At 54.1% G+C, this 13,427-nt stretch carries 13 protein-coding genes and 1 pseudogene; 9 read left to right on the forward strand and 5 right to left on the reverse strand.

The genetic code is table 11. The features are described from left to right. Positions 1–87: 87 nt before the first annotated feature. From BV494_RS18740 to BV494_RS18765, 6 genes and pseudogenes are all read left to right on the forward strand, one after another. Positions 88–843 carry an SDR family oxidoreductase gene (locus BV494_RS18740; RefSeq protein WP_104924197.1) on the forward strand — a complete coding sequence of 252 codons (756 nt, stop codon included), beginning with the start codon at positions 88–90 and terminating at the stop codon, positions 841–843. A gap of 121 nt (positions 844–964) precedes the next feature. Next, a complete protein-coding gene (locus tag BV494_RS18745) occupies positions 965–1,213 on the forward strand; it encodes an AbrB/MazE/SpoVT family DNA-binding domain-containing protein (RefSeq protein ID WP_104924198.1) in 249 nt (82 codons plus the stop codon). Next, positions 1,213–1,560 (forward strand): type II toxin-antitoxin system PemK/MazF family toxin, encoded by a 348-nt coding sequence (locus BV494_RS18750; RefSeq protein ID WP_104924199.1) that lies wholly within the window; start codon positions 1,213–1,215, stop codon positions 1,558–1,560. The genes BV494_RS18745 and BV494_RS18750 overlap by 1 nt, the downstream gene beginning before the upstream one ends. A 161-nt stretch (positions 1,561–1,721) precedes the next feature. Continuing rightward, positions 1,722–1,952 (forward strand): annotated as a pseudogene (locus BV494_RS18755) (AraC family transcriptional regulator); the annotation flags it as partial. 115 nt (positions 1,953–2,067) lie between these two features. Further along, positions 2,068–2,598, forward strand: a complete 531-nt coding sequence (locus BV494_RS18760) for a GNAT family N-acetyltransferase (protein ID WP_104924200.1) — start codon at positions 2,068–2,070, stop codon at positions 2,596–2,598. A gap of 24 nt (positions 2,599–2,622) precedes the next feature. After that, positions 2,623–3,246, forward strand: coding sequence for a glutathione S-transferase family protein (locus tag BV494_RS18765; RefSeq protein WP_104924201.1), 624 nt, complete (start codon positions 2,623–2,625; stop codon positions 3,244–3,246). Between the two features lie 131 nt (positions 3,247–3,377). Here the strand turns inward: BV494_RS18765 and BV494_RS18770 are convergent, their stop codons facing one another. Further along, positions 3,378–4,493, reverse strand: a complete 1,116-nt coding sequence (locus BV494_RS18770; protein WP_104924202.1) for an SDR family oxidoreductase — start codon at positions 4,491–4,493, stop codon at positions 3,378–3,380. A 448-nt stretch (positions 4,494–4,941) separates the two neighbouring features. On the opposite strand from BV494_RS18770, the gene BV494_RS18775 reads away from it, so the two are divergent. Continuing rightward, a complete protein-coding gene (locus tag BV494_RS18775) occupies positions 4,942–5,799 on the forward strand; it encodes a PA4780 family RIO1-like protein kinase (RefSeq protein WP_104924203.1) in 858 nt (285 codons plus the stop codon). Between the two features lie 7 nt (positions 5,800–5,806). Here BV494_RS18775 and BV494_RS18780 read toward each other — a convergent pair whose 3' ends face one another. The 3 genes from BV494_RS18780 to BV494_RS18790 all read right to left on the reverse strand — a co-directional run bounded on the left by BV494_RS18780 (position 5,807) and on the right by BV494_RS18790 (position 8,429). Continuing rightward, complete coding sequence (locus BV494_RS18780) at positions 5,807–6,547, reverse strand: molybdate ABC transporter substrate-binding protein (protein WP_104924204.1); 741 nt, start codon at positions 6,545–6,547, stop codon at positions 5,807–5,809. Between the two features lie 49 nt (positions 6,548–6,596). Then, positions 6,597–7,685, reverse strand: a complete 1,089-nt coding sequence (locus tag BV494_RS18785) for an ABC transporter substrate-binding protein (RefSeq protein WP_104924205.1) — start codon at positions 7,683–7,685, stop codon at positions 6,597–6,599. Positions 7,686–7,796: 111 nt separating this feature from the next. After that, positions 7,797–8,429: a LysE family translocator gene (locus BV494_RS18790; RefSeq protein WP_104924206.1), complete on the reverse strand. Its 633-nt coding sequence runs from the start codon at positions 8,427–8,429 to the stop codon at positions 7,797–7,799. A gap of 152 nt (positions 8,430–8,581) precedes the next feature. Between BV494_RS18790 and BV494_RS18795 the strand changes: the two genes are divergently transcribed. After that, on the forward strand, positions 8,582–9,388 hold the full coding sequence (locus BV494_RS18795; RefSeq protein ID WP_226789987.1) for an inositol monophosphatase family protein: 807 nt from the start codon (positions 8,582–8,584) through the stop codon (positions 9,386–9,388). Positions 9,389–9,612: 224 nt separating this feature from the next. Further along, on the forward strand, positions 9,613–11,181 hold the full coding sequence (locus BV494_RS18800) for a methyl-accepting chemotaxis protein (protein WP_104924208.1): 1,569 nt from the start codon (positions 9,613–9,615) through the stop codon (positions 11,179–11,181). A gap of 19 nt (positions 11,182–11,200) precedes the next feature. Here BV494_RS18800 and BV494_RS18805 read toward each other — a convergent pair whose 3' ends face one another. Continuing rightward, entirely contained in the window at positions 11,201–13,294 is a 2,094-nt protein-coding gene (locus tag BV494_RS18805) for a putative bifunctional diguanylate cyclase/phosphodiesterase (RefSeq protein WP_104924209.1), read from the reverse strand. Positions 13,295–13,427 lie beyond the last annotated feature (133 nt).

Consider the following 13,427-nt stretch of genomic DNA (forward strand, 5'->3'; position numbering starts at 1 on the left):
ATAACGAATATCGGGTAATTATCCGGCAGCGTCAATCCACTACTCTTTGTCTGTCGCCACACTTCAACAGACCCTGAGGAAAACATCATGACTTCTCCGACTCAAAATCCGACCCCAAATAAAGTCGCGCTGGTCACCGGTGCATCACGCGGTATCGGCGCGGCCATCGCTGAACGTCTGGCGCGGGACGGTTTCACGGTCATCGTGAACTACTCGCGCGGCGAGGCAGAAGCCGACGCGGTGGTGAGTAAAATTGAACAGGCAGGTGGAAAGGCCATCACCGCGCAGGCCGATGTCAGTGATGGTGCTGCGGTCAGCCGTATGTTTGCCAGCGCACAGCAAGCCTTTGGCGGCGTGGATGTGCTGGTGAATAACGCCGGGATCATGACGCTTTCCGCTATCGCCGACACCGACGATGCCGCGTTTGACCGCCTGATCGACATCAACCTGAAAGGCACGTTCAACACCCTGCGCGAAGCGGCAAAACACCTGCATAACGGCGGACGCATTATCAATTTCTCCTCTACGGTGGTGGGTTTATATCAGCCAACTTACGGCGTTTACGCCGCAACCAAAGCCGCCGTCGAAGCGCTGAGCCGCGTACTGACCAAAGAAATGCGTGGCCGCCAGATCACCGTCAACACCGTCGCGCCCGGCCCGACGGCAACGGATTTATTCCTCAACGGTAAATCCGGGCAGTTGATCGAAAATATCGCCAAAGCCGCCCCTCTCGAACGCCTCGGCCAGCCGGAAGACATCGCATCCGTCGTCTCCTTCCTCGCCGGTCCCGACGGCGCATGGGTCAACGGCCAGACGCTGAAAGTGAACGGGGGGATCATTTAGAGAGGCGGCTTTAAAGGCATCACTAAAACCGGAAGGCAGCTCGCAAAAGTCTGCATAGGGAATACGCCCGCAGACTGTTGGTTGTATACTCTTTGTAGATACATACAGTGAGGTCATGAACATGCGGACTCAGGCGACATTACAGAAATGGGGTAACAGCATCGCGTTACGCCTTTCAGGAAATTTGAAGTCAATTCCACAATTTGAAGAAGGCGATGTTGTTGACATTGAGGTTTCTGAAGAAGGGCTGCAAATTCGAAAAGCTAAAGGTAAAAAGCTAACTGAAGCCGAGCTTATATCAGGATTGGATGCTTATACTGCGCACGCTGATGAGATGGCGCAACCTGTAAGCAAGGAGCTTGGTTACTAATGTACATACCGAAACGTGGCGATATTTGTGAAATGGATTTTGCTTGGATTGAAGGGAAGCAACAGGGCAAATATCGCCCGGCGCTGATTTTGTCTCATGAAACATACAATCAGGTCACCGGGCTGGTGATTTGCATGCCTGTGAGCACCAGTGTCAGAGGTGCACCAACTGAAGTGCCGGTGAATAATCTGAGCTCGCCGTGCGTGGTGGTGGCGACAACGCTTATCCACACGATGGACTGGCGTCAGCGGCAGGCTAAATTCATCGCCGTTGCTGAAGAAGGTGTCTTTAACGATGTACTCGCCCGAATTATTCCGCTGATTGGTGGTGAAAGTTTACTGGCCTGAAGATTGCCTTCCCGGCCAGCTTTCGGCTTCAATTCCCAGCGCCACGGCCTGCGGCTTTCACGCAAATGAAAGAGGTGGTGAGCCGGAACCTCAGGCAGTTTGACTGGCAGGCGTCTTAGCCGTTTAACGCCGCTTTCGGGCGAAAAAACGCCAGCCACGATCATCTGCGGCATCTGGTGGAACAGACGTGGGATCGCAGCCCGGCGTCGATTCAGGTGGAAGAACGCACGTTTGAGGAAGATCCGCAGATTACGCTGCTGTATCGCCACTTTTTACTCAGCAGCCCGTGGCAGGAAAACAGCAATCAGCTGATGGCGCATCTGGTCAAAAATTACACGCAGTTGCAGTGGGCGCTGCCGGTGGTGCGCGGCATGACGCCTTCGGCGCTGCGCAGCGGCATTATTGTGTGATTTTCTTTTCCGGCCCCAAACCCCGCTTTCCGACCGAACAATTCCAATGCTAAGTTAATGGTCATCGGACTAAATCAGAAAAACTCCAGGGAAAACTATGCTGACTCAGGCACCCGTTCTTGAAACCGAACGTTTGATTTTGCGCGCCCATCGCGTGGAAGATTTCGAAGATATCGTCGCGCAGTGGGCCGATCCGGACGTCGTGAAATATATCGGCGGCACGCCGTCCACCCGCGAGGCCAGCTGGAGCCGGTTGCTGCGTTATCCCGGCCACTGGCAGATGCTCGGTTTTGGCTACTGGATTGTGTTTGAAAAGCACAACGGTGCGGAAGGGGCGTTTGTCGGGGAAATCGGCCTGGCAGATTATCAGCGTGAAATCACGCCCTCGCTGAACGGCATGGCAGAAATGGGCTGGGTGGTTTCGCCGAAATTTCAGGGTAAAGGCTACGCTGCTGAGGCCGCGCAGGCGGTGCTGAACTGGGCCAAAGCCAACGTTGAGCGTCCGCTGTGCTGCATTATTGCGCCGGAACATCAGGCGTCAATCCGGCTGGCGGAAAAGTGCGGTTTTGTTGCACAAACAGACACGACGTATCACGGTGCCAATACGCGGATTTTTATCCGCCGCTAATCGTTTCCACATTTAGGGGAAGTCATGCTGAAGATTTTGGGTAAATCGCCGTCAATCAACGTGCGTAAAGTGTTGTGGACCTGCTTTGAGCTGGGGCTGGATTTTGAGCAGGAGCAGTTTGGTTCGGGATTTCAGTCCACGCAGACACCGGAATTTAAGGCGCTGAACCCGAATGCGATGGTGCCGGTGGTGCTCGACGACGAGTTTGTTTTGTGGGAATCCAATGTCATTTGCCGCTATCTGGCTGCAAAAGAAGGGCGCGAGGATTTGCTTTCTTCTGACCCGAAACGTCGTGCGCTGACGGAACAGTGGATGGACTGGCAGGCGGGCGAACTGAATAATTCATGGCGTTATGCGTTTATGGCACTGGCGCGCAACAGCCCGCAGCATCAGGACCCGGCGCTGATTGACGGCAGTGTCAGCGAGTGGAACCGCCACATGCAGCTTTTTGAAGCGCAATTACAGCGAAGCGGCGATTACGTGTTGGGCGATAATTTCACGCTGGCAGATATTCCGCTCGGGCTGGCGGTGAACCGCTGGTCGATGACGCCGATCTCTCGCCCGGCGTTGCCTGCGGTGGCTGCCTATTATGACCGGTTAAACCAGCGCGAAGGTTTCCGGCTTTATGGCAGAAACGGCCTGGTCTGAGCCGCCGTGTCGTAAAAGTACGACGCCGCAATGTCCTTTGCGGCGTCGAAGTATTTTAAACCGTACCCTTTATCTTTCGGGCAGAGATAAAAGATAAAGGGCCGTTTGATGACTCAAACAGACGCATCGGTTTATTTAAAATCCACTCTCATCAGTTCACTGATTGTCTGACCGCGAGTCGAGGAAACACATTTATCAATATAACTTTTAAATGCAGCTGGCTTAGGAATACCCATATTCATTAAGCGTGAGTTGTCAAATTTCACATTTAATTGTGCAAAGCCGCCATAAAGTTTTATTGCACGTAGAATGATTTTGTCATTACACGGGCCGAGCACGTCTTTGAACTGTTTACGGATGCCGGTAAATTCCTGATAACTGATCTGCTGATATTCACTGATAATACGTGACGTATTATTGGCTTTCGCCACAGACGTATCTATTTCATGGAATGGCGTGCACATCTCTTCACCGGAAGAAATATGATAGAAACTGTGGCTCAGTTCAGCCGCAAGGCACAGTTTAACCAGCACCATAGCGCAATAATCGACCGGAATGACATCCACCTGATCGTCGAGCGTACAGGTAAATTTCTTCAGTTTAATGGCCATCATGAAGACCCAGAAAATGCTGCTCGACGGCTGGCAACCATGTTGCGTGTGACCCACAATGATTGACGGACGGGCGACCACAAACGGCAGATTCGGACATTCGCTGCGCACCAGATTTTCGATGGCACGCTTGGACGCTGTGTACTGCACCAGGTCTTCGTTGTGCTCGTTGTCCGGCATGCCTTCATAAAACACGCTGTCTTTATCCGGCATTGATGCCATCGCGGTGCCCACGTGGACAAACCGCTGTAAGCCTTTGACCTGCGCCATGCGTTTGGCAAAAATCAGTGAGCCTTCGACGTTAACACGCCACATCGCCGGGTTATTGCCAAATGAAGCAATCGCGGCGCAGTTAATCACATGTGTGACATGATCCAAACGCGGGTCTTGAATAAAGTTTTCCGGCTCAGCAAGATCGCCGGTTAATATAGATTCCTCGCTAATAGCTGAAAGCTGTTCATCGGATAATTCAAATTTTTTCAAATTATCGATAATTCTGGCGAGTCCCGTCGCGTTATCGTCAGCCCTGACCAGAAGTAATAATTTATTTTTGGAGCCTAATTGTTGACGAAGAATATATTCGACAACCGCTCCGCCCACGAAACCTGTAGCGCCGGTAATTAAAAGGGTATTCATAACGATGACCTGCAACGGGAAATTAACGGCACAGTATCACCTCTATTCTAAACGGAACGTATACCAGATTTTGCCGCAAGTAAACGCAACCTCAACAGCACGAAAAGCTTAAAAAAGGAGAAAAGTTCCGTTGTCATGAAAATTAAATAATCAGGCATCATTACTTACAATGGGAAATAATTATCAGGTGTGAATAAAATAATTAAGTCAAATTAAAGCGGGGCGTTAACGGGATATCAGCAGGCTTCGGACAACATTTTCGTCGCAGATTGGCAAGAACCTGCGTGCAGAAAGTATCCACTCCTGCGCCACTACGTTAAACTGTAGGCTTGAGTATAGTGAAAAAGAAGGATTAAGAAAGGATGACGCGAACGGCGTGTCTGGTGTGTAATGCAGGGAATATTGCGCAGGTCATTCCCTCATGCGCTGAAATAAGGTACAAGGCTGCATGAAAATCCCAAATAGAATCCAACCTCTGGTGGATGACGGCCTGATAGACGATGTGGTCCGTCGTTTGAAAAGTGGCAAAGAAGCCGACGTTTACACCGTTTTATGCGGTGAAGAAATCCGTTGCGCCAAAGTTTATAAGGAAGCGACGCAGCGTAGCTTCAAGCAGGCCGTGCAGTATCAGGAAGGCCGCAAAGTCCGCAATACCCGCAACGCGCGTGCGATGCAAAAAGGGTCAAAGTTCGGGCGTAAGCAGCAGGAAGAGTCCTGGCAAACGGCAGAAGTCGATGCGCTGTTCCGGCTGGCAAACGCCGGGGTGCGCGTGCCGCAACCGTATATTTGCCTGGATGGCGTGCTGCTGATGGAGCTGATCACCGACGCTGACGGCGTGGTTGCGCCGCGTCTGAGCGACGTTATCCTGACCGAAGAAGAAGCCGTGGCGGATTTTGAAACGATGATCCGCAATATCGTGCGCATGTTGTGCGCAGGGATTGTTCACGGTGATTTGTCAGAATTTAACGTGCTGATGGATGCCGACGGGCCGGTGATTATCGACCTGCCGCAGGCCGTGGACGCCGCCGCGAACAACCATGCCGAATCGATGTTTGAACGCGATGTGAATAACATGACCGAATATTATGGCCAGTTCGCGCCGCAATTGCTGGAAACGCGTTATGCCAAAGAAATCTGGGCGTTATACGAGGACGGTAAACTGACCCCGGAAACGCCTCTGACCGGTCTGTTCGCCGAAGATACGCATAAAGCGGACGTGGATTCCCTGCTCGATGAAATCATCGCCGCCGAAGATGAATACTACGACCGTCAGCGGGCAATGAAAGAACGCGATCTGGACCACTAACCGACGGCTATTCCTGCATCACCGAATGTTTTCCGCAAAAACCGGCATTCTGCAAAATGTGCTGGCCGGTTTCTGAAAGAATAAATTCTGCCAGCGGTTTGCCTTTTTCCGTACACGTTGCGAGCGCATAACGGGCTCGCACGTTGTAATCCGCCGGAATGTTGTAAACCTCCAGTGCATCGTTTTCCCGCAGCGAAGCGGCGTAACTGGTGTAGCCGATAAACACATCGGCTTGCCCGCTGCTAATCAGCCATTCTGCGGCCAGTTTCCCTTCCGGGATTTTTGCCGATTTCTCACCCCCGACCAGACGCAGCGCTTTATTGCGCAAAGCCTCACCCGCGCCCGGATGACGCCGCTCAATCAGTTCAAACATCTGCCAGGCGTAATCGCCGGAAGGATCGCTTTGCGGGGTTGAGGTGGCGAGGCGAAAACGCGAGTCGAGCAATACGCTCAGCCAGTTAAGCTTGTCCAGCGCCGGCCCTTTGCGCGCCGTGACGCACAGGCTGTTTCCGCAAAACGCATCGACCTCCCGCGCCTTGCCGTGTTGTTGCAAGGCCAGCGGATGCGCGGTGTTGGCCGAAGCGAATAAATCGACTTTCTCACCCTGTTCAATTCTGTCGCGCAGCAGCCCGGCAGGACCGAATTCGGTCACCACCTTGGTGCCGGTTTTATCCTGAAAAGCCTCACACAACGGTGCCCATGCGCGGCGCAGGCTGCCTGCGGCCAGCACTTTGATCGAGTTTGCCATCAGATCTCCTTGTCACATTACCCCAAAAAAGTACGGCACCGGGATGAGGTTATTTCCCGGCGTGCGCCGCTTCGGCGGCAGGTTTGAAGTCTGTCCGGTAGAAGCGCTGATAATAGGCGTCAGCCTGTTTTTGCATATCGATGTCGGCGAATTTTTGCGGATACAGTTTTTTCGCCATCCACAATTCACCGATTGCCAGCGCTTCAGGCATCGGGTAGCCCCAGGCTTTGGCGTATTCCGGCATCAGATAAACGCGATGATTTTTGACCGCATCAATGCTCTGCCATTTCGGGTCGTGGGTGATCTGACCGACGACTTCCGGATACCTGTCCTGCACGAAGATCACCTGCGGATCCCAGGCGATCACCTGCTCAAGTGAAACCTGTTTGTAGCCTTTCACGGTCGCCTCGGCCACGTTGAGCGCACCGGCATGGGACATCATCAGCCCGGTATATTTACCGGAACCGTAGGTGGTCAGGTCAGGATTGGCCATGTAAGTGCGAATGCGCTGGTCAGCCGGAATGGTTTTCAGCCGCGTGCCCACTAACTGGCGCTGAGCAAAAGTATAGTCGATCAATGACTGCGCCTGTTTCTGACGATTGACCACTTCCCCGATCAGCTGGATCCCTTTCTTCAACCCTTCGGTATACGCCTGATCTTCATCCGGCAGCACCGGATTCATCTTATGTTCTTCCCCTTTCGGATCATCACGCAAAGAAATAGCGACGACCGCGATACCGGTCTGGCTGATCTGGTCGATCATTTCCTGCGGTGCATAGTTGGTGACGAATACCACCTGCGGATGCAGGGCGACTACGCTTTCCAGGTTCACGCTGGTCAAATCGCCCACCACCGGCGTTTTTTCCAGAGACGGCGCAAGACGCACGTAACCGCTGCCCAGCTGTTGCTGCCAGTTGTTGAGCACGCCGACGATATCTTTGGTCGCATCAAGCTGAACCAGAAGATTGAGCGTCTGATGTTGCAGCACGACCACGCGATCAACCTGATCGGGGATCGTCACCTGACGCCCGAGCTGGTCGGTGATCTGGCGTGAGGCCAGGGCGGATTGCGACGAGAAGCTCAGGACAAGGCCGAGCAGTAAAGCGGATGGCAGTAATTTGGAAGAAAATGCGCGCACGAAGGAATTCCTCTGTTTTCGTTGTGCAGAGGATTATATAGCGTTAATCAGGGACTGAATATGACCACAGACAAAGCCGCTTTCAGAAACGGCTTTATCTGTTTTACGGCGCTATTTACGTCCGTCGAGCAGCATACGCACCGCCAGTCCGCCCAGCACCGCGCCCATAAACCAGCGCTGAAGCACCATCCACAACGGGCGACCGGCCAGAAACAGGGCGATATATCCCGCCGACAGCGCGATCAGGGCGTTGAAGGTAAAGCTGACGATGATTTGCGTGATGCCCAGCACCAGAGATTGCGTGAGGACGTGACCCTGCTCAGGAACGATAAATTGCGGCAATAACGTCAGGTACAACACCGCCGCTTTCGGATTTAGCAAATTGGTCACCAGCCCCATGGTAAAGAGCTTTCTGTTGCTGTCGCGCGGCAAATCTCTGACCTGAAACGGCGAGCGTCCGCCAGGTTTAACCGCCTGCCACGCCATATACAGCAAGTATGCCGCGCCGCCGATCCGCAGGGCGTCATAGGCGAACGGCACCGCCATCAGCAGCGCGGTAATGCCGAGCGCGGCAAACAGCATGTAAAACAGGAAACCCAGCACCACACCGCCGAGGGAAATCAGCCCGGCTTTCGGGCCCTGACACAGCGAACGCGAAATCAGGTAAATCATGTTCGGGCCGGGTGTTAGCACCAGACCAACACAAATCAGTAAAAAGGGGATCCAATGGGCGGCATCTGGCATGGTTTTCTCCGGCATCACGCTGAAAAGTTAAGCACACAGATATAGAAGGTTTTACGCTGTTTTGGCAAGCGGCCCGTTGTCATTTTTTATTCATCAATTCCGGTGCATTCTATGACCGCGTATTTTTTCTTCAGACTGAAAACTCAGGATTTATGATGACTCACACTACGATGTCCGCAAAGCTGGCGTTAGCCAGTCAGATTGCGGCTCAGGCGGCAGAACTGGCGCTGGGTTTTTTCAACCGCCGGGACAGTATCGAAGTCAGCAGTAAACGGACGCAGGATTTTGTTTCGGAAGCCGATGTGGCGGTAGAACAGTTTATCCGTGCGCAGCTGGCACAGCATTTTCCGCAGGACGCGATTATCGGCGAAGAGCTGGGCGGGACGCTGACCGACGCGGCCTGCTGGGTGATTGATCCGATCGACGGCACCTCGAATTTCCTGCGCGGTTCGCCGCTGTGGGGCGTTTCGCTCGGGCTGGTCGAACAGAAGAAACCGGTGATCGGCGTGGTCGCGCTGCCGGTGCTGAACGAGCTTTTTGCGGCAGAATCCGGAAACGGGATTTTCCATAACGGGAAACCTTTCCGCCGCGACGACCGTTTTGGCGATGTCCGGATTGTGTCGCTGGGCGACAGTTCTGACGACAAACTGGATGAGGCGTCGGCGTTTTATCAGGGGCTGCGCGCGGCAGAATGGTCGGTGCATTGTTACCGCTGCACGACGGTCGGCATGGTGTTTGCCGCCAAAGGGATTATCGACGGGCATCTGCAACGCCGCACCACGCTGTGGGATATCGCCGGCGGTGCGGTGTTATGTCAGGAGGCCGGGCTGGAAACCGTGGTGAAATTCACCCAATTGCCGGACGGCACCGATAATTACCGGCACATGTCCGTGGCCGCCGGAACGGCAAATCTGCTGTCCGTGGTTCAGCCGTTATGGCCGGATTTTTCCCCGAAATAACCTTCTGGCGTTATTCTCAGCATAAATGAGCGTAACGCCAAAAATGCCTGCTACTTCAAGTTTTCAGCAACTGCGGGTAACACGAAAAATTCGTTCAGTAACGCCCGAATTACATTTTGAAAGTCAGTGTTTAACAAAGTGAAATATAGTTTCATTTATCCTAAAGTTCTTCCCCCGGTTGCCGTTATCACAGTTTCAAGTCACTGACTTAACGAAGTGTCCGGATGAAAAAAATAACCAATCTCTCTGTACTGACGCGCTTACTGGGTGCGTTCGCCCTTGTTCTGGGCCTGATGCTGATCCTCGCGGCGATGTCTGCCTGGCTGCTCAATGGCAGCAATCAGCAAATTGAAAGTTACCGCGCCTACCGGCTTCCCGGCGTGCAGTATCCGTTAGTGATGCGCGGTACGCTGGCAGAATTACGGCTGCAACAGGTGCAGTACATCGCCTCGCCACAGGGTGCGCCGCGCGACGGCCATCGTGCTGAAATCCTGCAGGCCGTGGCGAACTTTAAAGCCGCCGAAAATTCCTATCACAAGCTGGACAGCGGCGGCAGTAAATCCGCGCTGTTTACGCAAATCGTGAATAACTTTGAACAGTTCTCGCTGGCGAACGACGCCGTCATTGCCGCGGTTGAGCGCAACGACATTGCGCAGGCGACACAAATCAGCGGCGACAACTCACGCAAATACCGCACGCAACTGATGGCTGACCTGGCGACGCTGGTCAGCGATGAGCTGGCAAACAGTGAAAAGGCCGCCGCGCAGGCACGCAGCCGTTATCACAATGCCAGCATGATGTTCATGGCGCTGGTGGGATTTGCCTTTCTTGTCTCGCTGGCGATGGCGTTACTGCTGGCGCGCAATCTGGTGAAACAGCTGGGTGGCGAACCGGCGTATGCGGCGTCGATCATGCGTGAAATCGCCGCCGGAAATCTGGCGGCGAAAATTGCGCTCAAACCGGGCGATACCGGCAGCCTGCTGGCCTCGCTGGAAGGGATGAATCAGCAGCTCAATAAAACCATTCATCAGATTATGGAAGGCAGCGAGTCCATTAATCACGCGGCCAGCGAAATCGAACAGGGCAATATTGATTTGTCGCAGCGCACGGAAGAACAGGCGGCGTCGCTGGTGCAGACCAGTTCAAACATGCAAAACCTGACAACAACCGTCAGCCAGAACGCTGAAAATGCCCGTGAAGCCAGCGCGCTGGCGCATGAAACCTCGAAAACGGCCTCGCAGGGCGGCGCGATTGTGACCGGTATGCAGGCGCATATGCGCGACGTTTCCGGCAGTTCCCGCGAGATTATCAACATTATCAGCGTGATTGAGGGCATCGCGTTTCAGACCAATTTACTGGCGCTGAATGCCGCCGTGGAAGCCGCGCGAGCCGGAACGCAGGGGAAAGGGTTTGCCGTAGTCGCCAGCGAAGTGCGCGTGCTGGCGCAAAAAAGCGGGCAGGCGGCGAAAGAAATCAAAGACCTGATCCAGGGGACGGTGAGCAAAATCGCCGAGGGTTCACAGCAGGCGGATCGCGCCAGTAAAGCGATGCAGGATATCGTCAGTTCGGTGAATAAAGTCGCCGGGATCGTCAGTGAAATTTCGACCGCAAGTTCGGAACAACACACGGGGATCCACGAAGTCGGGATTGCGGTCGATCAGATGGACAGGGTGACGCAGCAAAATGCGGCGCTGGTTGAACAGGCCGCCGCAGCGGCGCAATCCCTGACCGAACAGAGCATCGAGTTGCGCAATGCCGTGCGGTTTTTCCGCACGGCGGCAGTTCAAAGCTGAACGTCAGGGCTGCACAGCGTCAGACTTTATCGATGATTTTGACCTGAGCGTCCCAGTCGGAATCGGGATGTTGGGCAATCTGTTGCGGCGTCATCGGACGCCCCAGCAGATAGCCCTGTAACGTGTCGCAGCCCAGCTGCGTGAGGAAATCCTGTTGCTGGATGGTTTCCACGCCTTCGGCCACGACTTTAAGATTCAGCGTCTGGCCCAGCGCAATGATCGCCGAAACAATGCTGGCATCTTCGCTTCCCGCAATCAGATCGTTAATAAACGCGCCGTCGATTTTCAGCTCGCTGGCGGGCAGACGTTTCAGATACAGCAGGCTGGAATAGCCGGTACCGAAATCATCAATAGACGCTTTGACGCCGTACTGCGTCAGGCGCTCGAGAATTTCCACGCTGACATCCGGGTTACGCATCGCCGTGGTTTCCGTCACTTCCAGCGTCAGCATTTCCGGCGGGATCTGATGACGCTCAACGGTATCAATCACCATTTCCACCAGATTAGCCTGCTCAAACTGCAACGTGGAGAGGTTCACGGCGACGGTCCAGTTCGTGTGTCCGGCAAGATGCCATTCGCGCAGCTGACGGCACGCTTCGTTCAGCACCCATTCGCCAATCGGAATGATCAGACCGGTTTTTTCCGCCAGCGGCAGGAAAACGTCCGGGCTGAGGGTGATGCCGTTACGCTCCCAGCGCAGCAGTGCTTCGAATCCGCTGACCGGCCCGTAAGGCGCAATAAATTTCGGCTGATAATGTAAACGCAGCTCGTGGTGTTCAATCGCCAGGCGCAAATCATTGAGCATCTGCAACTGATTTTGCGCGTTGGCGTTCATCGACGGCTGGAAGAAACTGTGCCCGTTGCGGCCGGAGTTTTTGGTGTGATACATCGCCGCATCGGCATTGAGGATGAGCTCGCGTTCGTTTTCGCCGTCACCCGGATACACGGCAATGCCGATGCTGGCGGACACCAGCAGTTCGTAGCGGGAAACGTAAAACGGACGCGCAATCAGATGCACCAGCCGGTCAGCCAGTTGCGAGGCATCGGCCGGTTCTGTTATCTCCATCAGCAGCACAAACTCATCGCCCCCCAGACGCGCCAGCGTATCGGTTGCACGGAGCTGAGACTGCAAACGTTCTGTGACCGAGATCAGCAACTGATCGCCAATATGGTGGCCGAACGCGTCATTCACCGCTTTGAAACCGTCGAGATCGAGAAACAGCACGGCAAACTGAGATTCACCGCGTGACGCTTTCTGGAAAGCCTGCCCGAGGCGGTCTTCCAGCAACAAACGGTTAGGCAAACGGGTGAGATTGTCGTGCAGCGCCAGTTGCGTCAGCTCGCGGTTAGCCTTTGCCAGCGACGACGCCAGAATGGACGTGCGCGCCTGCATACGGCCATCGAGAACTGAAATAATGAGCGTAATCGCCAGAATCGCCAGTGTCACCACAATCACCAGCAGCGCCAGCCAGTTGTTATCCACACCGCTGAACGCCGCCATACTGTGGCTGTCCATCGGGAATTTGGCCGCTGCCATGCCGATGTAATGCATGCCGACAATCGCCGTGCCCATCACCACGGCGGCGCTGACGCGTAACAGCCGGACGTTGGGGGATTGCTGGCGCAGATGGAACGCCATCCACAAGGCGGCACCCGAGGCGACAATCGCTACAACAACGGACAGTGCAACCCACCCGTAATCATAAACAATCGGCGGCATCATCAGCATGGCCGCCATGCCGGTGTAATGCATCGCGGCAATTCCGCCGCCCATCAGCAACGCGCCGGCCAGCAAACGCCGCGCCGGTAAATGCGGCAGGCAGACCAGCCACAGCGCAAAGGCCGACGAGATAATGGCGATCACCATAGAAAGCAGCGTGATAAACGGGTCGTAACCCATTGGCATAGCAGAATTAAAGGCCAGCATACCGATAAAATGCATGGACCAGATCCCGATGCCCATCGCAATGGCACCCCCACTTAACCAGAGACGGGAAGCCTTTCCCTCTGTCGTGGCAACCCGGCCAGCCATATCAAGCGCGGTATAAGAGGCAAGCATTGCAACAATGAACGAAAACATTACAAGCACATTGTTGTAATTACTGGAAAACATGTCAGGCTCCACGCAGGCAGGGGGGCTATTTTGGATTCGGCGATAATGGCATTAAGATTTATTAAAGGCGAATGAAGTTACGATAATTTTTTCGTGTAATTAAGATTAATCCGTAAGTGATTTTAATCAAATG

Source organism: Rahnella sikkimica (assembly GCF_002951615.1).
Lineage (GTDB): Bacteria > Pseudomonadota > Gammaproteobacteria > Enterobacterales > Enterobacteriaceae > Rahnella > Rahnella sikkimica.